Below are 24,219 nucleotides of genomic sequence, written 5' to 3' on the forward strand. Positions count from 1 at the left end.
GCTAAACCTCTTTTTTCGCGATTTGTCTGTAAGCCTGGCTTAACGCACGGTTTTGCAAATCGGTTGCACCACGCGTGGAATTCAGAACCAAGCCGACAACGGCAATGCTGCTGGCCGTGCTTTCGACTGGGATCAGGGCGACGTTGGTCCGACGTGCGACGCGACCTTCGAACCAGCGCAAGTTAGTTTCCGTGACCTGGCCGATCGTGAATTCCGGAATGGTCTCGAACCCGTAAGAACGCTGCAAGGGCGTCGCGCGTGTCTCACGCCCGACCGAATGCGGACCCATATGCAGTTCCAGATCCTGTGCCATGGCCAGAAACGATGTCATCTGAGAACTTTGGCGCAATTGCAGCAGGATAGGCTGAACCAACGGTGCCAGACGACCGACGCCGAACCCTTGCAGACCAATCCGTATGGTAGACATGCCGGGCAGATAACAACCCTGTGCGTCTCGACGCAGCATCCCTTCTGCTTCAAGCGTCGCGGTGTGCCGGTAACCACTGCTGGCAGGCAACCCTGCCGCCCGGATCAACCCCGCCGGAGAGCTATGCGCCTCATGTCCGGGTGCGTTCAGTAGTGCCTGGAAGACGTCAATTGCACGTTCATAGGCGGATTGGGTCATGCTGTAGCGCTCCCTTTGATGGATCGTTTTTCCAAGTGCAAGGCTGGACCTTGCGAGAGAATGGCATCATCTGGCAAATCCCAGGCGACATGCAGTTCAGCCCAACCATCGGCCTTGACCGAAGGTGTTTCCAATCCCCGCGGCAACACGATCTGAACGGGCTCTTCTACGCGCTGCGGAACGGTGTTCCCGGCAAGAATATCCAGTGCTAGCCCCAGCGCCCGCGCGCCCATACTGGCCGGGTAGTCCAGTGCAGCCATCGGCGCCTTGTGATGCAGGCATAGTTTGTACATCTCGTTCAGGTCCCCGCCGGTGTGAGCCGGGATATCAAAGCCGCCATCCAGGAAACGTTTGACTGAACCCACCCCTTGCAGACCACTGTCACACCAGACCCCGTCCGGCGGTCGGCGTGCCTCGGCCAGCACCTTGTCGATGGCGTCATACCCACCTGCTTCGGTCCAATCGGTATAACTGACGTTTTCAACCCTGATGCCCGGAAATTCCGAGAACACTGCAAGCGCGGCCTGTTGTCGTCTCAGCGCCGGGCTGGCCCCGTCCAGCCCGCTCAGCATCCACACCCGACCCTGACCCGACAGAGTTTCGGCCATCCACAGGGCACTTATACGTCCGATCCTGTTGTCCGATGCCGTGACAAATGAAACAAGCGAAGACCTGTCATTTGGCCGGCGGTCAATCGCAACAATCGGCAAGCCCTCAGCGGCCAGCTCTCCGAGACGATCGCTGAGCGCCTTGTCGTTGACCGAAGTGATGGATATCAGCAGCAGGTCTATCCCCTGCCCTACAAGCTCATCAATCTGGGCAAGCTGCAAAGCGGGGTCATCCTGGGCATCCAACACGATCAGCGCTTCGATCTGCGATTGCGCAATCCGTTCCGCGTAAAACAGACTTTGCAGCATGGCCCGGCGCCAGGCGTTGCTTGTGGAGGCGTTGGAAAAACCGATGCGGTATGGTGCTGCGCGCTGATATTGGCTGGCGTCGACAGTTCGCACCAGCGTCGGGTCCCACTCCAGATCAGGAATATTGCCCTGCGTTTCGGATCCCTGACCACCCGGTCGCGCCGACAGCTTTTTCACTTCCGAGGGTTCAGGCACCTCCAACGCGGCAAAAATCATCTGCCGCGCCTTTGGTCCCAACCTGAGAAACCCATGGTCGAAACGTTCCAGCCAGCCTGTCGCCACCATCGCCCGTAGAAGACCAAAACCAGTGGAGCGGGTGACGCCCAGATCTTCTAGGATGTCATGCGTGCGACGCGGTGTGTTTCGTGCGTCGAACCCTTTCAGGATCGCCGCGATGCGCTGCACGTTTGATTTGTCATCCTGAGACATGGGCGCCTTCCCGATCAGCTCTGCGACCGTTTCATGTAAACGGCTGCGGCGAGGATAATCAGAGTACCCTTGATCACCAACTGCAACTCGATCGACAAGCCAAGGATGACGACGATGTTGAATAAAGATACCAGGATCAGCGCCGCCAGTAACACGCCGGGCACCGAGCCTTTGCCACCTGACAATGCCGCGCCACCGATCACAGCTGCTGCGATACTGTCCAGCTCATACCCGCGGCCCGTCCAGTTATCGACGATGCCGACATAGCCAACAAGGAACAGCCCCGCAATAGCAGCCAGCACGCCCGAGATGACAAAGGCCATAACAACCAACAGGCGGGTTGGCGCACCGGTCATGTACGCGGCTTCCGGGCTGTCTCCGTAGAGTTTCAGGCGACGGCCAAAGACGGTTCTTTCCAGCAGCCAGTGCATCCCAAAACCCACGATAGCCAAAGCGATCAGCGCAACAGGGACGCCAAAAATGTCGCCCGTTGCGAGCCAACGGAAGGTGTCCGGCAATGTCCCGCCCGGCGCGCCTTTGGTGTAAGCAAAGCGAACACCTTGAAGCACGATCATGGTGGCAAGAGTAGCAAGGAACGGGGTCACCTTTCGAAAAGCCACAAGGTAGCCGTTAATAGCGCCTATGAACGCGCCCAACAACAAACCCACGATGAAGATCACCGGCGTCGAGTCGATTAATGAGGTCGATAGAACTGCAACCGTTGCCATAATCGAAGCGACCGACAGATCAAGCCCGCGGACGATAATGACGATCATCTGACCGATGACCACAAAGCCCAACGGCGCGGCCTGGATCAGAATGTCTTTCAGGTTCGCAGGTGTCAGGAACCGAGGAGACAAGGCTGTTGTCACCGCCCAGATCACGGCGAGGAAACCCAGCAGGATCAACAGCTCTCGCCGTTGGGTCGCGCGCACCGTATTGCGGTTGGGTTTGGCTTTTTCAGGGTTGGTGGCGGTCGCGGTCATGACTTGCCCTTTCCTGCAAAGAATGAAACGGCGGCGATGATGATCAGACCTTCGGCAATCCACTGGTAGTAGCTGGAAATATTCATGAAATTCAGAACATTTGCCAGGAACGCAAGCAGGATTACCGCCAGCGCGGTTCCCAGAACACCGCCCTTGCCTCCGGCCAGCAACGTACCGCCAACAATCACCGGCGTGATCGAGCGCAGATCGAACCCAACTCCTGCGCGCGGGTCTCCGACGCCAAAACGCCCGGTCATGTACATCGCGGCTACGGCGCAAAGCAGACCAGACAGAGCGTAGATCGCAACTTTAGTCTGTTTCACCGGCAGGCCAGATACGGCGGCAGCGGCCTCGTTATCGCCAATGGCATATATGCGGGTGCCAAAGGTCGTGCGCCACAGCATGAACCCGATCAGCAAATACAGAGCGATGACGAACATCATGCCATAGGGCATCACGCCAAGGCGACCATAGGTAAAATCCTCAAAGAACAGCGGAACCGAGCCCGACGGCTGTCGGGTGATCAACAGCGCAGCGCCTGCCAGAATCGTCGAGGTACCCAGCGTGGTGATCAGAGGGTGCACCCCGACATAGGCCGTGATGCCTCCGTTGATCATGCCTATGAGGATGCCGAGGGCAACGACCGCGGCCATCGCCAGCAATAGGGTCCCTGTCGTATCTCCGGCAATGGCGGCAAACACCACGCAAAGGAAACTCAGTGCTCCGGCATAGCTGAGGTCGATGCCGCCGGAAAGAATGACGATGGTTTGTGCCAAAGCGACAATCGCAAGTGCCACCATCTGATCCTGCACATTGGCCATGTTGAGCGGGGTTGCGAAACGGTCCGAAGCCGAAATGCCAATCACGAAGACAATGGCAATTAGGGCGACAACGACCAGATGAACAGGCTGGGCGCGTGTAGCGCGGGCGATCGTGCTCATGCTGCTACTCCGTGATGGGTTGAGGTTTCGGCAGCGGCCACGGTGATAATCGCCTCTTCAGTGATCTCGTCTCCGACCAACTCTTTCGCCAGCTCTCCGTCGCGCATGACATGAACGCGGTCACACAGCCCCACGATCTCGATCAGTTCCGATGAGATCACCAACAGGGCCATGCCTTCATCCGCCAATTCACGCAGGGTCTTGTAGATCTCGGATTTTGCGCCGACATCGACGCCCCGGGTCGGCTCGTCGAGGATCAACAGCTTCGGTCGGTTCTCAAGCAAACGCGCGATCAGGACCTTTTGTTGATTGCCGCCCGACAGCGCCGAAATCGGCAGGCCCACGTGGTCAACCACCACGCCGCGGCGGTCTTTCAGAACGGCTGCGCGGCGCTCTTCATGCCCCGGCGGAATGGCGTTGTGATGCACACCAAACCCTGGCGTCGTCGCCGCAAAGTTCCGCGCAACCGAGGAGTTTAGGAACAACCCGTCATCCTTGCGGGATTCCGTCAGCATCAGAATACCCGCCTCTATACAACCCGCCGGATCGCGATGGGGCATCGGCTCGCCCATAAGGGTCACATCACCGGTCGAGGGGGCAGCACCGAACAGAGCCAGCGCCAGTTCAGTCCGACCCGAGCCGACCAGACCCGCGAGCCCGACGATCTCACCGGCGTGGACGTCCAGTTTGGCGGGCGGAAGGTGCGGAGCCACAATTAGGTTGTCCACCTCCAGCACCTTCTCACCCGCCATTGGGTTCGCGGCCTTGTGCGGGAAGAGGTCACCAAGCTCGCGCCCCACCATGGCAGCAATCACACTGTCATGGGTGTAATCCGAGGTCGGCCCTTTCGAGGTCACGACCCCGTCCTTAATCACCGTGATATCGGTGCAAATCTCAAAAATCTCGTCCAGACGGTGCGAGACGTAAACCAACCCCATCCCTCGTTCCCGCAGGTCGTTGATGATGCGGAACAGGTGCTTGGTCTCGTTCTGGCTCAGCACGGCTGTAGGTTCGTCCAGTATCAGAACCTTGGCTTCAACCCGCAGCGCCTTTGCAATCTCAACCATTTGCTTATCGGCAACGGACAGGGTTTCGACCAGATCGTCGGGGTTCAGAGAAATCCCCAGATCGTCCAGTAAAGCCTGCGCGTTGCGCTTCAATGCCTTGCGATCAATGAAGCCAAATTTGGTGCGTGGCTCAGCCCCCAGATAAATGTTCTCGGCAATCGACAGCGCGCCAAGAACCGAAAATTCCTGATGCACAACCGCAATTCCAGCGTTCAGGCTCTGGCGCGGATCAGACCAACCCGCTTCACGGCCCTCGAATTCCACATGCCCGCCGGTCGGTGTATAAAGCCCGGTCAGCAGCTTGATCAGGGTCGATTTCCCGGCTCCATTCTCACCGCATAGCGCGACTGAATGGTGGCCATGAACTTCGAACTCAATTCCTTTGAGCACTTCGTTGGGGCCAAATGACTTGCTGAGGCCGCGTGCGGCCAAAAATGGCTGTCCCATTGTTTTCTCCTCCCGTGGTGGCGGGGCGATTCAGTGCCGCCCCTGCCAGTGATGATCCCGTTTACTTGGGATAGACCGCCGAGAAGGTCGCCGGATCATAGTCGGCCCCAACGCCCGAGGACATGATGACTGAGCCCGGCTTGTCCATCAGCGCATAGTCCGCGACAAACACGTCCGCCTGAACCGATGGCGTCTCATGACCTTCCGAAACAACAACCTGCTGGTTCACTTCGATCCGTTTAGGGATGCCCTTGCCGTCAAGTACGTCGAACAGAACCTCGAAGGCCCGCGCACCCATGGCTGGCGGATAGTCGATGCCGACCATCGGCACATCGTTGTTCACCGACAGCTGATACATCGCGTTGAAATCACCACCGGTATGCGGCGGGATTGAGCCTGCCTCGTACCCGGCCGCCAAGAAGGCTTCGATCGAACCAGATCCTTGCAGACCCGAGTCGGCCCAGACGCCTGAGATCTCATCTCCGTATTTCTGGATCAACGCAGACATGATGGTCTTGCCGTTGGCCGGCGACCAGCTGGTGTATTGAGTCTCCAACACCTCAAGCTCGGGGAACTGGTTGAATACTTCCATGGCCGCCTGAATACGTGCCTCGGCGGGTGACGCACCGGCCAGCCCGCCAAGCATCACAACTTTGCCTTTGCCGTCCAGCTTTTCAGCTAACCACTGCGCAGAGATGCGGCCGAGTGCTTGGTCAGATGCAGTTACGAAGCTGATGAAGTTTTCATCCGATGGTACCGAGCGGTCGACCAGAACCACTGGTATGCCCTGACGTTTGGCGCGGCGAATGACCGGGTCCATCGCCTCGGCCGTTGCAGGCGAGATTAGCAGGATATCGACGCCCTGCGCGATCAGGTCCTGCACGTCGGCAGCCTGCTTGCTGGGATCGTCATTGGCGTCAGTGATGATGAAACGGCTCAGCTTGTCCGCGTTTCGTTCAGCGGCTGCTTCGATGCCGTGCAGCATTGCCACGCGCCACGGGTTTGAGATCGAGGCATTCGAGAACCCAATCGTATAAGGTCCTTCTTTCTTGTACTCGGCGGCGTCATAGATTTCTGACGCACCCGGGTTCCACAAAAAGGTGCGCGGCACCCCCTGATAACCATCCGCCATTGCCGATCCGGCAAACAGCCCCAGAGTCGCGGCAGCTGCCGCGGTTTTCAAAATACGCATGCGTTTCCTCCCTAACGTATTGATTTTATTCGGCAGCGCGGATCAAGCCGCCTGCATTGACGCCGGTCCGGGGGTCTTTGAACATCACCCCATCCTTCATGATCATCGACAGATTGTCCTGATGCTGGACCAGGCTCACATCCTGGGTGACGTCGCCTTTGACCAGCAGCAGATCGGCCAAAAAGCCCTCTTTGACCTGACCGATCTGGTCCTCCATCTGCATCAGCTGCGCGCCAACATGCGTGGCGCAACGCAACGCCTCGACCGGCGAATATCCGAAATAGCGCACGAAATGTTCGATATCGCGGGCGTTTTGACCCATCGGAGTAACTGCGAAACCGTAGTCTCCGCCGACCGCCACGCGCAGACCGCGCTTTCGGATCTCATGATAGGTGGCGCAGGTTGCGTCGAACTTACGAAACAGGTTCAGATCTTCGGCGACTTCTCTTGTGATACCGACCACCTCACCTTCGCGGGTGGCGTTGTGAACAAGACCAAAGGCAGGGCCAAGGATGACGCGATCCTTAGCTTCTTCGAGCATGTCCAACGCTTCCTCATCGGCGAAATCGCAGTGATAGATACAATCCACCCCATGACGCACTGCCATTTTGACGGACTCTGAAGACCGGGCGTGTGCCGCAACCGTCTTCCCGTATTTTCGCGCTACAGCCATGAAAGCGGCGAGTTCATCATCTTCTAAAGGCGTTATTTCAGCCCGTGCGAAAGAAACGAACTCATCGCCCGAAATGTTGATCTTCATGTTGTCGACATTGTCGCGCACGCATTCCCGCGCAACTCGACGCATCTCTAGGGGGCCGTCTGCAACCAACCCAAAGCTTTCCTGGTAGATGTGGCGCTTGCGCTCGTCTCCCAAGCCTGCAGTCGTCGTGATCTCGGGGCTCGAGGCACGCATACGCGGACCGTCCAACATCCCCTCGTTGATCGCATCACGTGCTGTAACCCCGAGCATCGGTTTGGCTGAGGCCGCTTCGAAGATCGACGTAAACCCGTGACTCAAAAGCAAACGAAGGTTCTGTGCGGTCAACAGCATGTGCTGTTCAGGGCACAGCTGACCAAGTTCCCATGGCTCGCCTACGCCAGTAAAACTGGGATGACAGTGACCCTCGACCATGCCCGGCATTAGCGTGTGTCCGGTACCGTCAATAGCCTCGCCTTGCACCTCTGCAGAGACGTCTTCGCCTTTGGTGATCGAAGTAATCTTGTTTCCGTCAATCGTGACAGTTCCAGGATAGCGCGTCTCGGATACGCCGTCCCAAATCTGCGCACCTGTAATGGTGATTTGTGCCATGTTTTCCTCCCTGCCCGCTGGAAATCAATCTTTGCGGTCGAGGAAAAACCTGCATCAAATCCTTATCATTTATCAGGTCCTAATTGCTCAAGTTATCCCATATATTGGCCTAATCCGTAATACTGGTTAACGAAGTTTCTTTCCGAAAAGTTATAAACGAGGTCTTTCTTGCCGCGCCGCTGGGATCCGGACTCATGGTTTTTCAGCGCCAAAAAAATGAGCGCGGCTGTGAGCGCGATGGCCGAAAAGAATACCTTCGGGCCTTTTTGGTCATGGGTTGCAACGCGTCGCCAATCCTTCAAGCAACAAAACATGATCTCGATGCGGTTGCGGCACTTGTGTAGTCTCGGAGCTGATCGGCTGTCATAAAAAACCGAACGAGACAGCGACTGGAGGCATCGGTGACGGCTTGCAGTTTGGTGCTCACTTCGTCCTTGATACGCCCAATCCGAGATCAGCGCGCGCCTCTATCAATCGCCAGCATAAAGCTCTGCGATATACCTTAAAACAGGTTGAGCCTACCGTAATCACGTTGTGTTCGAGATGTTCGGCGGCCAGCCATCGGTCCGATGCACCGATCTGTTTCCGTTCAACATTTAATCTCGCGCGCCATGAATGAGAAATCGGCGCAGGTAAGTGTTTCCGCGCTGAATGATGCCCCCCAATCTGGTCCCGCCTCCTGTCGGTGCCTGACGAGGCACCAACCCGAGCTTAGCCGCAAAGCCCGCACTCTTTTCGAAAGCTGAACTGCCTGCCAATGCTGCGGTCACAGCCATGGCGATTTATTGTCCACCGTACCCAAGCCCCGTCCATTGACCGCAGGCGTATCCGCATTTCGATTATGTATCAGATCGGCTGTCGGCACACCGGCGGTGTTTGCAATGGCCCGCGTGCCGCATTCCCGCATCACGTTTAGCGCGCGCAGGTTGTTGCCGACGGCAAGATCACACAGAATGACGGTGTCCGCCCCGCCTGCATCGATGCGGATCTGGTTGAGCTCATCAGGCGCGTTTGCAACGCGAACATAGCTGAAGACCGATCCACCTTTCTGCGCGATCCCCTTGAAGTCCTGAACCGACACATCTTTGCGCTCAAGACGCGCGGCCATTGCGATGATTGCGCCGATTGTCACGATCGGCGTGGTACTTGGTCAGCTTGAAAACGGAATCGATCGGCACGCACCCTCTAAAGCTTCCGAGCTCTTCGAGAGTGCTGCCCCTTACATCACCGTTCTTTGTTCGACATGAGCAGGCACTAGGGCACGAACGAGGTCTTTCATGTTTAGAATGCCGACTTGTTCTCCATCGTCCATAACGCGGTAGACTTTGTAGGTATCCCCGCCCGACATCGAGATCAGATGTTCAAGGTTGTCGTTGACATCCACGTCGCCGTCAAATTCACCTTCGTGGGTGCCGGCCTTGTCCATCACCGAGCGCACGCGCAGCACGCGGGCGCGGTTGATGTCGCTGACGAAGTCTTCGATGTAAGGGTCGTTCGGGTTCAGCAGAATGTACTGCGGCTCACCCTGTTGCACCACGTAGCCATCCTTCAGGATCACCAGGTGGTCAGCCAGTTTCAGCGCCTCGTCCAGGTCGTGGGTGATAAAGATGATCGTCTTGTGCAGATCCTTCTGCAGCTCCAGCAGCAGGTCCTGCATGTCGGTGCGGATCAGTGGATCAAGCGCCGAGAACGCCTCATCCATCAGCATGATCTCGGAATCCGAGGCCAGCGCCCGGGCGATCCCCACACGCTGCTGCATCCCGCCCGACAGTTGGTGGGGATAGTGATCCTCGTATCCCGCAAGACCAACGCGCGCGAGCCATTTCTTGCCCGCCGCCACGATCTCATCCTTGCTGTTGCCGCGAACGGCCAGCGCCATGCCCGCGTTTTCCGCCACCGTCCTGTGCGGCAGCAGCGCGAACTTCTGGAACACCATCGACATCGTGTTCAGCCGCATGTCGCGCAGCTTCATCTCGTCGTAATCCAACACGTTCTGCCCGTTGACCCAGACCTCGCCCGCAGTGGGTTCGATCAGCCGATTCAGGTGTCGGATCAGCGTTGATTTACCAGACCCCGACAAGCCCATGATCACCGTGATCTCACCAGCCTGCATGTCCACATTGATGTCCTGCAGGCCCAGCACATGGGCCTCTTTCTCCAGCAGATCGGTCTTACCCATGCCCTGGCGCACATGCTCCATCGCGCGGTTCGGATGCGCGCCGAAGATCTTGTAGAGGTTGCGGATCGAGATTTTTGGTTCAGCGTTCATGTCCCGCACCTCCTTAATGTTTCTGCGCCGCCGTGACGCGCGCCAGCGCAGCCTTGGACACGCGGTCCAGCACGATGGCCAGCAGTACGATGCCCAGACCGGCGATCAGGCCAACGCCAAGTTCCAGGTTGCGGATGCCGCGCAGCACCTGCACACCCAGACCCGGAGCCGAGACCAACGAGGCGATCACAACCATCGCAAGGCTCATCATGATAGTCTGGTTGACGCCCGCCATGATGTTGGGCAGCGCCAGCGGCAGTTCCACCCCCCACAGTTTTTGCCGCGCCGACATGCCGAAGGCGTTGGCCGCCTCGACCACATCCTGATCGACCAACCGAATGCCCAGATCGGTCAGGCGGATCACCGGCACAATGGCATAGGCAATGATGGCAATGCCATAGAGCTTGGGCTCGGTTACGCTGAACAGGAAGATCAGCGGGATCAGATAGACAAAGGTGGGTAGCGTTTGTAGCAGATCCAGCAGCGGCAGGATCATGCGTTGGAACCTGTCGGACTTGGCCATGGCTATGCCCGTGGGCACACCTAACAGGATTGATATGGTCGTACAGACCAGCACGATCGACAGCGTTTGCAAGGCCAGTTGCAGGTGGTCGATAAAGCCCAGGAAGGTAAAGACAAGGATTACAAAGCCGGTCACGATCCACGAGCGCGACACATACCAGGTGAGGATGAACAGCGCTGGCAGAGTGATCCACCACGGCACCGCATCCACCGCCAGCAGCGCCCATTCCAGAAACCACGACAGCGGTTGCGTCAACGGGTCCAGCAACAGCTTCAACCCGTCCTTGATGGCCAGAAACCCATCCTCGACCGCCGAGACAAAATCCCTCGATTGTGGGATCGCGGCGCAGGCCTCGTTCAGCGCATCCATCGAGGGAAACGGAAAAGCCGGGCCGTTTTCACCATTCGAGTTGTTGGCCTGCGCCAACAGATCAGCCATCGATAAATTGGCACCGCTGCCCGATGCGTCACACCATTCCCGAAGCCCTAACGCATCAAACATGCGGTCGTAAAAAGCCATATCGTCCCCTTCCCTGCCAACCCGGGCGCCCCTCTCACGAAGGCGCCCGAGCCATTCCGGTTTTTTGTTGTTATTGCAGCAACGCTGACAGTTTCGCTCGCGCGTCGTCGTTCAGCCAACCGCTCCACGTGTCCTGGAAGTTGGTCAAAAAATAAACCGCAGCTTCTTCACCAGACGCGTTATTCTCTTCCTGCCAGGCCAGCAGCCCGTTCATGACTTCGTTGGTGAACTGAACGTTCTCCATCAGCGCGGTCTCATCAGGATGCGAGTCTGCAAAGGTGTTGGTAACAACCGTGGTCACGTCACTGGCCGGGAACGCACCCAGCACCGGTTCTGCACATTCTTCCTGGCTGTTACATTCATGTGCCTCAGGGATATGCGGCCCTACGTCTACCTGCACCATCGGATAGCGGCCCAGAATCGAGGTCGGCGCCCAATAGTAGCCGAACCAGGGTTCCTTGGCGTCATAGGCCGCACCGATCGAGGCTGCGAGTGTCTCACCCGAACCGTGGATGAAGTCCTCGATGCCCGCATCCGCAAAACCTGCCGCCTTGGCCATGTTGGTGCTGACCCGCTGACAGGTCCAGCCGACCGGGCAGTTGTGGAAGCGACCGCCAACCAATTCGGGATTGGCCAGAATGCCTTCCATCGTGGTCAGTTCCGGATGCGCTTCGGCCAGATAGGTCGGAATCCACCAAGCCTCAACCCCGCCGTCCGACAGCACTTTGGCACGTTCGATGATCGCACCGCTTTCGATCAGGCCCGGATAGGCCGGTGCACCATTGGTCCAGAGCTCGGTCAGAATGTCCGGCTCACCGGTTTCCGCAACCGAGGCCAGCGCAGGCGTCGTTGCCGACGGCACAACCGTCACGGAACAGCCATAGCCCTGCTCCAGCAGGAATTTGCTGACCTGGGTGACGATGATCGCCGAGCCCCAATCCATTTCCGTGATTGAAATCTCACCACACTCAGCCTGCGCCGCTCCAGCAACGCCCAAAGATACCGCAGCACTCGCCGCAAGCAGTTTTAGTTTCATAGATATTCTCCCTGGTTGGTAATGCCTGGGCACTTCGCGGCCCTTTGGCGTAGAATTTTCTTCTGTTGGCGCGTGCAAATGCCCCCTCTTCCTGTTCCCGCTTCTGATCCGCGGAAATCTCACGATACAGCGCATCCAAGCGAAGTCCAAAAAAAATTTAGCGCCAAACGGCCCGTACGAGCCAATCCATCAAGATGAATGCGCTTTTTGGTGACCTGATGGGGTTTGAGTGCGTTCATATCGTCGATGTCGACATCCCCGCCCGCGGTCACGCAGCCGCCTGCAAGTGCGGCTTGCGACAGCTCCTCCCCCCGAACACTTCGAATGATGGTCGAATTGGTGCCGGGATCAGTTTTTGAATTTTCGCGCACAGGGGTGGCAACAGGCCGGTTGATTGTACCGGATTGGCATGAAACCTGCCGCCTTCGCACCAGCTTTGGACAGATGTATCACCGCCCGCCTTCCAGGTCACCGACCCTTGGTTGAATGGAAGCCCCTCGGCCTCACAAATCGCGCGCGTTATGTCGATCAGGCCTTTTTCCGCACGGGCCTTGATATCTTCCCACACGCTTTCCAGAGACAAGCCGGATTTGGTTTCACCACCTTCGGAGAAACGAGACCACATAGGCTCTTCACCGTGATACGAGGCTTCACCAAAAGGTTCATGCAAGCAATCCAGATCGTTGCGTTGCTTCATCTTGTGCTCAAACGCGGCTGAGGTAGACCGGGGGATGGCCCAGAGCGCAATGATCTTATGCATGGATTACTTCTCCAGTGTCGCCATCAACTGACCGTGATAAGTTGTTGGCGAAAGGCCCAAAGTCTTGAAAAGACGCCAGTATAACGCGGTATCGTGGCCAATGACCGGTTTACCAAGCCGCTTTTCAAGTTCGGCAGTATGATGGACCGGACGACGGGCCACACCGTCCGAGGGACGGCGGTAGTTTGACATGCCATTGATCAGGTAAGCGTCCACATTGGGGGCTTTTTCGGCGGTATAGTCAAAGCTCTTCCAGATCAGTTCTTCATCAAAGCACCAAACGCAATCATCGACCTCTTCCTGCGTGGCGAACCAGCCCTGATCGAAGAAATTCCCGGCCCAGACCACGTCGAACCCGGCCTCAATCAGAAACCCGACCGTGCCTGTGTACCAAGAGTTGGGATGATAGCAGGCGTTCAGCGCAACTTTTTCGGCACCGATTTCGCGCAAGGCCTCGACCATCGCGTAGCCGGCCATGTGAAACGGCGTTTCGTATTTGTCACTCAGCATCTCGCAATGCTGGCGGATGCCCTCGACACCCAAACCGCTGGCGTGAACCCAGTTCGATCCAACCTGCCCGCACACATCGGCGTTGTTGATCGCCATGCACTCGACAAATTCTTCAAGCAGGCCAAAGTTCTTTTTGCGCTGATCCAGCCCATGCTGGTAGCCCGGCACGTGCAGCATGCGTCCATGCACGCCCACTGTCTCAGGCGCCATGCGCAGGAAATCCGAAGGGGCGGCGCAATAATCGAAAGGCGGGCATGTAAAGCCTACCTGATACGGGAACAACTTTCGCTCAGGGTTTTCCCACCGTTCAGGTTTCGTGAAAGTGTTCATATGTGATTTATCCTGTGCGAGGCAGCTCCGCTTGTGCATCCTGAAACAAAGCGCAGCCTCGAATCTATTGCTTTTTCGGCAAGAACTCTTGCCAATTCTGGGAAGTGTTCCTCCGCATTTACAGGTCTAAACCAGAAGTCAGGCAGGCGCGTTAGCCGTATCTACGGCCTTCAGGCGGTGCTGATAGAGATGCTCGTAGTGTGGCAGCGCCTGCGCGTAGATTTCCTTACCGTGGTCTGGCAGATCTTCGACGGAGCCGTAGGTGCGCGGCATCGGTTTTAACCCGCTGGAAGCACTCAGGCTGTCATGCCATGACCCATTGTCATACCACCCCACTTCGGCCCGCGCGCCGGGTTCCCACGACAAAGCCTCGGGTACAAAATCAATACCGACGGCTTTGCACCATGCCGATACGATACCTTCGGGATTTTCCAACAGATCGTCGCTGTCGATGACTGGCGGCACTTTGCCGTCGCGTTCGGCTATCCGGTCGAACAGTTTGCGGTGCTCCTCGAACCCATACTCGGCCACAACCCAATCCGGGCCACGTTTGAATATCGACGGGATAGACTTTGAAGGATCACGGATCAGGAAACTGTGGGTCATCGGGGCGAGAAATTCATCGCTGACGTCAGGTGCCAAAAAGTGTGGCATATCCTTGGAAAAGACCGGCTTGCTCAGTGCAGCTTGCGTCATGTGGTCATGCACGCTTTGCATGGACAGGCCCGGCACCCGCTCGCTGTTCGCTTGTAGCCGCGGCCAGGCGGCGTCATCGCCTTTGTACCAAGCTTCGCCAAATGGTTCGTGAAAACAGGTCATATCGCCCCGCATCCGCATCATCCATTCAAAGGCGGTCGAAGTGGTACGAGGCGTAGACCACAGCAGCACTATTTTGTTCATCGCGTTCTCCCAGTATTTAAGGGCGCACATCTTCTGTCGAAGCCGGCAGGGAATTCACTGCAACGCTGAAGCAGACTGTCACACAAATCCATTGCTTTTGCCGCCTCGACAATTATCAATTTGGGCATGAGTAGTATGCGACGTGTCCCTTCGATGAGCCCCCTCATCGCCTTTGAAGCGGTTGCGCGGCTGGGCAGCGTCACCTTGGCGGCGGAAGAACTGAATACATCTCAATCCGCGATCAGCCGGCACATCCGCAATCTTGAAGAACGGTTTTCTCTGGAGTTGTTTCAACGTGACGGTCGGGGGATCGCTTTGACGGCCGCTGGCAAGAGCTATCATGCGGCCGTGTCATCCGCGCTGACCAGCCTGCAGTCGGCCGAACACCGTCTGACTCAGGCCCAGCGCTCACTAACCATTGCTTGCTCATATTCCGTCAGCCATCTGATCATCATGCCGCACTACAACCAGTTGCGCCACCGCGTGGGTGAGAATGTTACAATCAATGTGCTGACGTCAAATTATGAAAGCCAGAGCATGGTCAACGAACCCAATGCCGACGTCGCCATCGGGTACAAGTTCAACGGGCCAGGCGGGAAGATGCAAAAGATCCTGCATGAAAGCATAATCCCGGTCGCGTCACCTGAATATATTGCCCGGCACAAAGACATTCTCGAAGGACCGATCGAAGGTTGGAACCAACTTCGGTTTCTGGACCTGCCGCAAGGCACACTTGGTTGGGCAACTTGGAGTGACTGGTTCAGCAATCACTGTATCACACCCAACATTGCACCCGCAGATACGTTCAGCAATTTTGTCTACCTTCTAGAGGCCGCTGCTTCGGGAGCCGGGATCGCGCTTGGGTGGCAAGGGTTTATTGAACGCTATGTCAAAATAGGGTCCATCGCTACAATCGGGGACCAATGGTATTCGACCAACAATTGCCTGTGGAGTCGTTGCACACAGCAAGGTCAAAACAAAAGGTCAGCCCAGGATTGCGTTGCATTTCTAACCGAGCTTTTTGAGGACACACCAGAATACTAAGTGTTACTGTTCGAGCGTGGCAAAACATGTGTGGTTCGGCCCAGAGAAGCTCCGCATCGGAAAAGACCACGGCCCTCGAACCCCCGGTACACCTTCAGTGCAAATGCGCCTGCCACGATGATGAATCTGCGGGTCTTCAAAGGCCTCCTGGATTGAGTTTATTGGCCAGGCCGGGACAGTCGCGGCTTCAAGCGCCTATGGAACTGCCGCTTTCCTGACCTATACCCTTGCCGCCGCACATAACCCGCGCCACAGTTTTTGCCCGCAGGGCGGTAACCTGCACGGGTCGTGCGAAATCAATGCTCAGCAATTGCTGAGACAACGGCACTGATCGCATCCTGCGTTTGCTCAAAATCCTCATCGGTCAACGCAAGGTGGGGGTAAAACTTGCCCGGGACTCTGAAAATTCCCTGCTCGCGCAGGGCGGCATTGAATCGCGCGGTTTTAGTGGCGTCGGCGCGTTTTCCATCCCGGTAGTTCCTCACATCTTTGTCGGTGAACACGGCATCGAACAAGACCGAGTGACCAACGATTTGATGGGAGATTTCCGCCGCTTCCAACGCGCCAGAAAGTATCCCCATCAGTCTTTTGCCATTGGCATAGAGCCGATCATAGGTTCCATCCCGGCGCAGTATTTCCATCGTCTTGCGACCGGCCACAGCGGCTAAGGGGTTGCCGCAAAGGGTGCCAACCATCATCAACCACTTGTCCGAGCCCACGATGCTTTTGTCGAAATGGTCCATAATAGATTTACGTCCGGCAAGCGCCGCAAGCGGGAAACCACCGCCGACGACCTTGCCAAGCGTGCACAGGTCGGGCGTAATACCGTAATGTTCCTGAGCCCCGCCATAGGACAGGCGGAAACCGGTCACCACTTCGTCAAAGATCAAAACGATCCCGTATTTGTCGCACTGATCGCGCAGCAGCTGTAAAAACCCAGGTTGGGGAGGGATGACGCGTTGCAGGGGCTCGACTATAATCGCCGCGATCTCGTCACCCTGTTCCTTCAGAAGGCTAACCAGAAATTCTGGATCGTTATACGGGGCCACCAGTATCTGAGCACGCACGGCTTCGGGGATACCCGCGCTGTCAGGCATTGCTTGCGGAAAGTTAATCAGCTTTTCCGGGGCAAGGCTCATCTGCCCCTCGGCGGACATTCCGTGATAAGCACCTTCAAATTTCAGGATTTTGTCGCGACCGGTATAGGCGCGGGCCAGCCGCATCGCGTACATATCGGCTTCGCCACCGGAGGTGAGAAAACGAGCCTGCTCAGCGCAGGGCAGCGCGCTACAGATATCTTCGGCCAACTCAACCGCGGCCGTGTTATTGGCGAAGAAAGTCATCCCCTTGGGCAGTTGCTCCAGCACAGCTTCCAGTACTTCCGGGTGCCCATGCCCCAGAAGCATTGGGCCTGAACCGACAAGGTAGTCGACATACTCACGCCCATCCTGATCCCAGATGCGGCTACCGCGCCCTTCTTTGATGAAAACGCTGTGGTCGTAGTTTCCCAACCCACCGGCGGGCATCACCTTTTGCGCGCGAGCAACCCAATCGGTCATAACTTGCATAGCGTGTCTCTCCTCTCAAAAGACGGGCAAATCTGAGGGAACATTCCGAATCTTTGCACCAGGAACAGGCGTGGACCAGTCTTCGTGTATTCCAACTTGTCATAGCCAACCGGAACAACAGAGCGCCTTGCTCTGCGAACGGCGCTCAGTTCAGCAGATTTTCGTCGTATGGATAGTCGTCAATCTGTTCGAGACCGTTTGCCGTAACAAGAAACTGATGCTCGATTTTGACGCCGCTACCACCACGGTCGGAACCGACATAGCCCTCAACGCAGATCATCATGTTCTCTTCGATGATGCCGTCATAGCCGATATCGTCCCAATCCTGCGGGTAAGGCACATAGGGGTATTCATCGCACATGCCGACACCATGCATGATGCAGGGGTATCGGTGCGCGTGGAATTCCTCGGGGTGGCGGAAGCTCTTGTCGACCAACTCCTTGAACGACACACCAGGGCGCACATTGGCCTTGTTGTGCTCGATCTCGTCCAAGGCACGCTTGAACAGATCGCGGTATTCCTGCGGCGCTTTACCCTCACCGCAATACCAGGTGCGTGAGATGTCAGACATATAGCCAAAGGGGCCGACCATATCGGTGTCAAAGCCCAGCAGTTCGCCCTTTTGTACACGACGCTCTCCGGCCTCTTGCAGCCAAGGATTGGTACGCGGCCCCGAGGCCAGCATCCGCGCCTCAGACCATAGGCCGCCATGGGCGATATTGATCTGGCTCAGGATGCTCCATAGTTCGTTTTCCGAGATACCGGGCTGGAAAGCCTGGTGCATCTTGGTAATCCCAAGCTGTGCCACGTCAATGGCATAGCGACACAACGCAATCTCTTCCTCGCATTTGATCGAGCGGGCTTTTTCCAGAAATCCGGGCGCATCCACGACCTCAAACCCGGCCTGCATCAATCCTTGAACGGCAGAGGCATCCAACCGATCCAGAGCAACGCGGCAGCGCCCTTTGCCCGCAAGCCGACCTTTGACAAAATCCACGAATTTGCGCGTGTTGTCGACTTGATCAAACCCGGCAAGGAACGGTGCAAGACCGAACATCGGGACATATTCGGTGACATGATCCAGATCCTTGATAAACGCGCCGCTGAAGACCACCGGGCCATCGGCAAAGATCATCAGCATCATTAGCGGGATGCGCGCCTGAAACTGCATGTATTCGTGATAGTTTACCGCATAGCGCATGGTCAGAGGGTTGGTGATGACCGCCAGTTCCACATCCCGTTCCACCATTGCCTCGCGGATACGGCCCATGCGGTAATCGTTCATCGTGTCCCAATTGATGTCAGGCGCAGGCAAGACGGCTTTGGTAAACTCGGCAAAGGGTTCGTGTTCTTTCATAACGCTATCTCTCGGGTTGCTGCGACGACGTCGCGCAGACGCAGGTTTTCTGGGTCAAGCACCGCGTCGGCCAGAACGGTGGCTTTGTGCATTTCGCCAAACACAATCACCTCTAGCTCTGTCCCCGGCTGCGCGGCGTGTGGTTTGACAAAGGCAAAGGCCAGATTGCTGCCTGTGACCGGGCCAAAGCCACCCGACGAGACCGAGCCGACCTTTTCGCCGTTCAGATAAACCGCCTCACCGCCCAGCACATCGGTACCTTCCATCTGGACGTCCAGATAGGCGATGACCGAAGAACTGCCGGTCTCGGCCAGCTTGGCCAGCGCCTCTTTGCCGACAAACGCCTTATCGAACTTCACAAAGCGCATCTGATCGGTGTGCACGGGGCTGGCGTCATTGGCCAGCTCATGCCCACCGCGATAGGCCTTCTCCATGCGCATCATTTCCAGCGCCTTTGACCCAAACGGCACCATGCCATGGGGCTGGCCCGCATCCCAGATCGCGTCCCACACAGTGCCAAGCTTATCCATGGGCGCGTGCAGCTCCCATGCCAGTTCGCCCGAGAAGGACAGGCGCAACGCAATCAGGTTGACCCCTGCAACCGACATTTCACGCGCCTTGAGCCAGCCGAAATCGGCGTTTTCCAGCGACGCATCGCTGAGCGGGGCCAGCACCTCGCGGGCTTTGGGGCCCGCCACGGTCAGAATGCCCCAATCGTCGGACAGGTTGCGGATGCTCACATCCTCGGACCCGCGCTGATGCACGGTGATCCAGTCCCAGACGCGGCGCTCGGACGGGCCGCCGGTCACAAACCAGAACCGATCCTCGGCCAGCCGCGCAATGGTTGCCTCGCCCTCGATCGTGCCTTGTTCGTTCAACAGCAGCGTCAGGCAGGTGCCGCCCACCTTTTTGGGCATCCGGTTGGCGCAAAGCCGGTTCAGATACGCCTCAGCCTCGGGGCCGGTGATCTCGAACTTGGAAAAGGCCGAGAAGTCACCGATGCCAACGCCCTCATGTACCGCGCGGGCCTCGGCCAGGGCGGCCTCCCACGATGGACCACGTTTCCAGGACTCGGGCTCTTTGCCACCCCATTCGGGTTGGCCGTAAACGCGGGGACGCTCCCATCCGCCAGCCTCTTCGAACACGGCATGCAACGCCTTGGTCTGGTCATGCACGCCAGAGCTTCGGATTTCGCGGCAGGTTTCATATTGAAGCTGCGGATACGGCAGCGACAGGCGCGTCATATAGTTCTCGCGGCAGCGCTGATAGGTGTAATCCTCGTCCACACGGCTATGGAACCGGCGCGGGTCAAAGCCGCGCATCGAGATACCGGCCGTGCCATGCACCATCCATTGCGCCAGCGCCCGGCCCAAACCCGGCCCCCACGCAATGCCCACGGTCGCACCGCATGCCAGCCAGTGATTGCGCAAGCCCGGCGCAGGACCAACCAGCGGGTGCCCGTCCGGTGTATAGGTGATTGCCCCGTTGACGATGCGTTTGATGCCGCGCTCCATCAGGCAGGGATAGCGTTCAAAGCATTTCTCCAACCACGGCATAATACGGTCATAGTCGGGTTCAAACAGTTCGTTCTCGCTGTCCCACGGACAGCCGTCGCGCCATTTGGCCAGCGCGTCATGGGTGTCATACAGCCCGATCAGCGCCCCACCCTGTTCGCGGCGCAGATAGCCGGTAAAGTAATCATCGCGGGTGACGGGGATTTCATGACCCATCGCCTCGAACTCGGGCACCGCATCGGTGACCACATAGTGGTGCTGCATCGGTACAATCGGCAGGTCGAGCCCGCTGAAGGCCCCGATCTGGCGCGCATGGTATCCACCGGCATTGACCACATGCTCACAGATGATGTCGCCCTGCTCGGTCACCACTTTCCATTCGCCTGACGGCATCTGCTGCACATCGGTCACCCGATTGCGGCGCTGCACTTTGGCCCCCCTCATCCGCGCGCCCTTGGCCATCGCCTGACAGGTGCCGGATGGGTCCACATGGCCGTCATCGGGCGTATAAATCCCGCCGATGATATGCGACGTGTCATAGATCGGGTTCAGCTTGGCGATTTCTTCGGGGGTAACCCAACGACACTCCTGCCCGCGGGCCAGTACCGCGTCACGCGTGTGCATCAGCCAGGCACGGTGATCCTCGGTTGCGGCCACGCGCAAGGACCCGCAATTGTGCCAGCTGACGCCTTGCTCGGTCTCATCCTCGATGGTTTTATACAGATCCACCGCATAATCGTGACAGATCCCCAACGCATGGCCCGCCGTCATGCGACTGACCAATCCCGCCGCATGCCAAGTGGCCCCGGACGTCAGTTCCGCCTTTTCAACCAGAACAACATCTGTCCAGCCTTCCTTAGCCAGATGATACAGCACGCTGGCACCCATATTGCCACCGCCGATTACAACGACCCGAGCCGATTCCATTGCAGTTCTCCGCGTTTCCTGCCGGGGACACTTCCGCATCGGAAAAATTTTGTCCACATTTTTTTCCAGCGGTATATCTTTTTGGCAATAACTTGATTCGGAGGGCCGCAATGGACGGTGCAGTCGTAAGAGAATCCAACCAGGATCGCATGCGGCGCATTCTGGGCGAAGACGGGTACGCACAGCTGTTTCGCAACATTGACGAAGCCGCAGGCCTGCCGAACGCGGCATACTGGTCGCCTGAGTGGTTCGAGATGGAACAGGAACTGATCTTTCGCCGGTCCTGGGTGTTCGGAGGCGCCCGCGCGGAAATCCCCGAACCTGGCGACATGAAGCCCATCGACATCGCTGGCACGCCGATCGTTCTGGTCCATGGCCGCGACGGCGTGATCCGAGGCTTTCAGAACGTCTGCCGCCATCGCGGCATGCAACTGGTCACCGAACCCTGCAAAAAGGCCACGCTGACCTGCCCCTATCACCGATGGGCATATGGGCTGGATGGCAAGCTACGGTCCCGGCCGCATTTCGACGGACCCAATTCCAGCGGCACGTTCAAAGAGGGCGGCGGCGACAAGCTGGACCTGATCCCGGTCCGGGTTGAAGAGTTCTTCGGCTGTCTGTTCGTCAACGTGTCGGGCGACGCGGATCCGCTGGATGTGTGGATGGCCCCGGTTCTGGATCAGCTCAAAGGCTATGATCTTTCCGCCATCCGCTGGGCCGGGAAGCGCGATTTTACGGTCGAGGCCAACTGGAAGCTGGTTTACGAGAATTATATGGAAGGCTACCACGTTTTTGCCCTGCATCCCCGCCTGCTGGACTTTGCCCCAATGGACGTTCGGTGGTCCGGAGAATGGCGCGGTTCGACCTTCGTCAATGGCTACCGGTTCCCGAAACTGGAAGAAGGCCGCGGCCAGGGCCTGCCCCATTATCCCGGCCTGTCCGAGGAGGATCGCATGCAGGGACAGTGGTTCCTGACCATGCCGCATTTCGCAGTCGAGGTGTATCCCGATCAGTTCACTGTGTTGGTCGCCTACCCCGAAGCGCCGGACAGATGCCGAGAGGAACTGCACGTTTTCGTCATCGGAGATGAGGCCGCAACCGGCCACAAATACCGCAAGGAACGCGAAGACCTGATCCAGATGTGGGACGATCTGAACGTCGAGGACATATCGGTCCTCAAAGGGCTTCAAAATGGCCGCCGCTGCTTTGGATATGATGGCGGCCGTCTGTCACCGCATTGGGAAGGACCAACATTGGCCTATTCCCGCAAAATCATTGAACTGATGGCGGATAGCGAGACGATTTAACGGGACTTCATGATCACGGGCGTGTTGGTGTGAACGATCTGCAAATCGTTCTCACCATTGTTAATGTATTTATGTGGCTTATCGCCGGAAAACCCAAAACTGTCGCCTTCTTCCAGCACAAAAACATGGCCATCTACTTCCAGAGTCAACTGCCCGGACAGGACATAGCCCACCTCTTCGCCCTCATGGCTCAACGGGTTGTCGCCGGAATGACCTCCTGGAGAAAACTGCATCAAAGACATAACAATCTGACCGTCGATGCCGGGCGACATCAAGTAGACGGAATGATCCAGGTACTCGGTGCCGGCAAGACGTGAAAAGTCAATTCTACGGCGAAATCCCTTGCGAACGACATACTCGTTTTCCACAGGATCATCATTGGGCGAAGGCGGGAACAACCAGCCTACCTCGATCCCCAAAGCTGCACTGATCCGCTGTAACGCGTCCAAAGAAGGCTGCTTCTGCCCCCTTTCAACAAGGCTCAGAAACCCAACCGACAAAGACGCCGCTTCTGCGCATTCGGCCAGCGTCATACCCATCGCGCGGCGCACCCCACGGATTTCGTGGCCAACTCCAGCATTGGCATTCGCCGCTTCGGTTTGAGACGTTGAATTCGACTTTGTTACGCGCGCCATAAATCAGTTCCTGGACCTTTCGCAAAACTCTGGCAATCGACGCTTACACTGCAAACAAGGAAATGGCTATCCGCGCCTCCCAACACCCTCAAAACAAACTCTGACTGGGTAGATCAAGAACGTGATTTTGGGGGGTAACGGATTGGGGGCTAAGCTGCTGTCCGATGGCCGAGCCTTGGTCCGGTTCAAAATCAATCAGATTGAACGTCTTGCAGATCAGTCACCACAGCCACCGCCGTCTCCCGAGCCACAGTCGCCTGCATCTTCGTCGGCAAAAGGGTCATGACTTTCAAACACCAGCGTCAGCTCACTTTTTGAGCTTAGGCTATTGAGGGTGATTGCGAAGCAGACCAGCGGTACGCTCAACCAAAGCGCACCGAAAAATAGATCGCCACTCTGAATGATGGAACTGGCACCGGTGCAAATGAAGACGATCAAGAAAACCAGCATTATGAAAGTTTCAACTTTATTTTTCATCTTCCAGATGCCTTTCGGAGGAGTTCCGAATAGCTCTTTGTACGCTCTGACGGTGGCCTTGTAGTCGTCCAGATGTCTGGGGCCTTGACCGCCGGGGTTGTGGTGCACGGGTTTGCCCAGCTTTTTGCAGAAGACATCCCAATAATCGCGACTGTGCTGAATATGCAGGTGCCACACCAAATCGACCGCCTTCGAGGGGACGTTTCGCTCTGATCGGGTGACACAAAGATACATGAATTTCTTGTATTCAGTGATCGCAACAGCGGCAGTATCACGAGAGATGCGGTTTTCGGCCATCAGCTGATCAATGAATGGCGCGCCTGTCGCATCATCAGGCATTTTATGCGATTTAATCAGCTCCCATAGCTGAGTATTGAGAGAGGTCATCGGAGCCTCCTATGTTTTCTCTTTTTTGCGATTTCTGCGTAACGCACGAATATGACAGGTTTGTGACGCGTGCGGGAATGTGTTGGAAATGCAAAGACCTTGAACGGTTCACGACCAATCAGACATACCGCCGGCATTGGGGACCAGCGCGTTCAGAGCGACCCTTCACGCCTTCAGTCCTCAGGATTTCGCGCGAGTTTTCGACGCCGCAAGGATTATGTTTGAGCGAGCTAGAGTCATAAC

Annotated in this window: 21 protein-coding genes and 3 pseudogenes; 2 read left to right on the top strand and 22 right to left on the bottom strand. The window is 57.2% G+C overall.

Features of this window, described 5'->3' with window-relative positions:
* Nucleotide 1: 1 nt before the first annotated feature.
* From ACR0EV_RS11380 to ACR0EV_RS11455, 16 genes and pseudogenes are all read right to left on the bottom strand, one after another.
* Nucleotides 2-625, bottom strand: coding sequence for a helix-turn-helix domain-containing protein (locus ACR0EV_RS11380; RefSeq protein WP_480800184.1), 624 nt, complete (start codon nucleotides 623-625; stop codon nucleotides 2-4).
* Nucleotides 622-1,971 carry a substrate-binding domain-containing protein gene (locus ACR0EV_RS11385; protein WP_480800185.1) on the bottom strand — a complete coding sequence of 450 codons (1,350 nt, stop codon included), beginning with the start codon at nucleotides 1,969-1,971 and terminating at the stop codon, nucleotides 622-624. Before ACR0EV_RS11385 ends, ACR0EV_RS11380 begins: the two co-directional genes overlap by 4 nt.
* Nucleotides 1,972-1,985: 14 nt before the next feature.
* On the bottom strand, nucleotides 1,986-2,957 hold the full coding sequence (locus tag ACR0EV_RS11390) for an ABC transporter permease (RefSeq protein ID WP_480800186.1): 972 nt from the start codon (nucleotides 2,955-2,957) through the stop codon (nucleotides 1,986-1,988).
* Complete coding sequence (locus ACR0EV_RS11395) at nucleotides 2,954-3,898, bottom strand: ABC transporter permease (RefSeq protein WP_480800187.1); 945 nt, start codon at nucleotides 3,896-3,898, stop codon at nucleotides 2,954-2,956. The genes ACR0EV_RS11390 and ACR0EV_RS11395 overlap by 4 nt, the downstream gene beginning before the upstream one ends.
* The gene (locus ACR0EV_RS11400; protein ID WP_480800188.1) at nucleotides 3,895-5,412 is read right to left on the bottom strand and encodes a sugar ABC transporter ATP-binding protein; all 1,518 of its coding nucleotides are present in this window, start codon (nucleotides 5,410-5,412) and stop codon (nucleotides 3,895-3,897) included. Before ACR0EV_RS11400 ends, ACR0EV_RS11395 begins: the two co-directional genes overlap by 4 nt.
* A gap of 61 nt (nucleotides 5,413-5,473) precedes the next feature.
* Entirely contained in the window at nucleotides 5,474-6,604 is a 1,131-nt protein-coding gene (locus tag ACR0EV_RS11405; RefSeq protein WP_480800189.1) for a substrate-binding domain-containing protein, read from the bottom strand.
* Nucleotides 6,605-6,629: 25 nt separating this feature from the next.
* Nucleotides 6,630-7,913 carry a metal-dependent hydrolase family protein gene (locus ACR0EV_RS11410; RefSeq protein WP_480800190.1) on the bottom strand — a complete coding sequence of 428 codons (1,284 nt, stop codon included), beginning with the start codon at nucleotides 7,911-7,913 and terminating at the stop codon, nucleotides 6,630-6,632.
* A 212-nt stretch (nucleotides 7,914-8,125) separates the two neighbouring features.
* Nucleotides 8,126-8,260 (bottom strand): annotated as a pseudogene (locus ACR0EV_RS11415) (IS5/IS1182 family transposase); the annotation flags it as partial.
* A 255-nt stretch (nucleotides 8,261-8,515) separates the two neighbouring features.
* A pseudogene (locus tag ACR0EV_RS11420) lies at nucleotides 8,516-8,632 on the bottom strand (transposase); the annotation flags it as partial.
* Between the two features lie 47 nt (nucleotides 8,633-8,679).
* Nucleotides 8,680-9,045: a 2-oxoacid:acceptor oxidoreductase family protein gene (locus ACR0EV_RS11425; RefSeq protein WP_480800191.1), complete on the bottom strand. Its 366-nt coding sequence runs from the start codon at nucleotides 9,043-9,045 to the stop codon at nucleotides 8,680-8,682.
* Between the two features lie 87 nt (nucleotides 9,046-9,132).
* Nucleotides 9,133-10,182 (bottom strand): quaternary amine ABC transporter ATP-binding protein, encoded by a 1,050-nt coding sequence (locus ACR0EV_RS11430; RefSeq protein WP_480800192.1) that lies wholly within the window; start codon nucleotides 10,180-10,182, stop codon nucleotides 9,133-9,135.
* A 13-nt stretch (nucleotides 10,183-10,195) separates the two neighbouring features.
* Entirely contained in the window at nucleotides 10,196-11,224 is a 1,029-nt protein-coding gene (locus ACR0EV_RS11435) for an ABC transporter permease (RefSeq protein WP_480800193.1), read from the bottom strand.
* 70 nt (nucleotides 11,225-11,294) lie between these two features.
* A complete protein-coding gene (locus tag ACR0EV_RS11440; RefSeq protein ID WP_480800194.1) occupies nucleotides 11,295-12,260 on the bottom strand; it encodes an ABC transporter substrate-binding protein in 966 nt (321 codons plus the stop codon).
* Nucleotides 12,261-12,528: 268 nt separating this feature from the next.
* Nucleotides 12,529-13,020, bottom strand: coding sequence for a hypothetical protein (locus ACR0EV_RS11445; protein WP_480800195.1), 492 nt, complete (start codon nucleotides 13,018-13,020; stop codon nucleotides 12,529-12,531).
* Nucleotides 13,021-13,023: 3 nt separating this feature from the next.
* Nucleotides 13,024-13,860, bottom strand: a complete 837-nt coding sequence (locus ACR0EV_RS11450; RefSeq protein WP_480800196.1) for a hypothetical protein — start codon at nucleotides 13,858-13,860, stop codon at nucleotides 13,024-13,026.
* Between the two features lie 138 nt (nucleotides 13,861-13,998).
* Nucleotides 13,999-14,760, bottom strand: a complete 762-nt coding sequence (locus ACR0EV_RS11455; RefSeq protein ID WP_480800197.1) for a sulfotransferase-like domain-containing protein — start codon at nucleotides 14,758-14,760, stop codon at nucleotides 13,999-14,001.
* A 153-nt stretch (nucleotides 14,761-14,913) separates the two neighbouring features.
* Here ACR0EV_RS11455 and ACR0EV_RS11460 point away from each other — a divergent pair, with 153 nt between their 5' ends.
* Nucleotides 14,914-15,804, top strand: a complete 891-nt coding sequence (locus ACR0EV_RS11460) for a LysR family transcriptional regulator (protein WP_480800198.1) — start codon at nucleotides 14,914-14,916, stop codon at nucleotides 15,802-15,804.
* Here ACR0EV_RS11460 and ACR0EV_RS11465 read toward each other — a convergent pair.
* The 4 genes and pseudogenes from ACR0EV_RS11465 to ACR0EV_RS11480 form a co-directional block, all read right to left on the bottom strand.
* Nucleotides 15,801-15,999 (bottom strand): annotated as a pseudogene (locus tag ACR0EV_RS11465) (CoA transferase); the annotation flags it as partial. The gene ACR0EV_RS11460 and the pseudogene ACR0EV_RS11465 overlap by 4 nt on opposite strands.
* Before the next feature lie 101 nt (nucleotides 16,000-16,100).
* Nucleotides 16,101-17,372 (bottom strand): aspartate aminotransferase family protein, encoded by a 1,272-nt coding sequence (locus tag ACR0EV_RS11470; protein WP_480800199.1) that lies wholly within the window; start codon nucleotides 17,370-17,372, stop codon nucleotides 16,101-16,103.
* Between the two features lie 145 nt (nucleotides 17,373-17,517).
* Nucleotides 17,518-18,729: a M24 family metallopeptidase gene (locus tag ACR0EV_RS11475; protein ID WP_480800200.1), complete on the bottom strand. Its 1,212-nt coding sequence runs from the start codon at nucleotides 18,727-18,729 to the stop codon at nucleotides 17,518-17,520.
* Nucleotides 18,726-21,170, bottom strand: a complete 2,445-nt coding sequence (locus ACR0EV_RS11480; RefSeq protein WP_480800201.1) for an FAD-dependent oxidoreductase — start codon at nucleotides 21,168-21,170, stop codon at nucleotides 18,726-18,728. The genes ACR0EV_RS11475 and ACR0EV_RS11480 overlap by 4 nt, the downstream gene beginning before the upstream one ends.
* Nucleotides 21,171-21,280: 110 nt before the next feature.
* On the opposite strand from ACR0EV_RS11480, the gene ACR0EV_RS11485 reads away from it, so the two are divergent.
* Nucleotides 21,281-22,477 (top strand): aromatic ring-hydroxylating oxygenase subunit alpha, encoded by a 1,197-nt coding sequence (locus ACR0EV_RS11485; RefSeq protein ID WP_480800202.1) that lies wholly within the window; start codon nucleotides 21,281-21,283, stop codon nucleotides 22,475-22,477.
* Here ACR0EV_RS11485 and ACR0EV_RS11490 read toward each other — a convergent pair.
* Nucleotides 22,474-23,112 carry a cupin domain-containing protein gene (locus ACR0EV_RS11490; RefSeq protein WP_171095493.1) on the bottom strand — a complete coding sequence of 213 codons (639 nt, stop codon included), beginning with the start codon at nucleotides 23,110-23,112 and terminating at the stop codon, nucleotides 22,474-22,476. The genes ACR0EV_RS11485 and ACR0EV_RS11490 overlap by 4 nt on opposite strands.
* Before the next feature lie 216 nt (nucleotides 23,113-23,328).
* Complete coding sequence (locus tag ACR0EV_RS11495; RefSeq protein WP_480800203.1) at nucleotides 23,329-23,976, bottom strand: glycine-rich domain-containing protein; 648 nt, start codon at nucleotides 23,974-23,976, stop codon at nucleotides 23,329-23,331.
* Nucleotides 23,977-24,219 lie beyond the last annotated feature (243 nt).

The sequence above is a fragment of the Ruegeria sp. CF8 genome, from assembly GCF_056537285.1.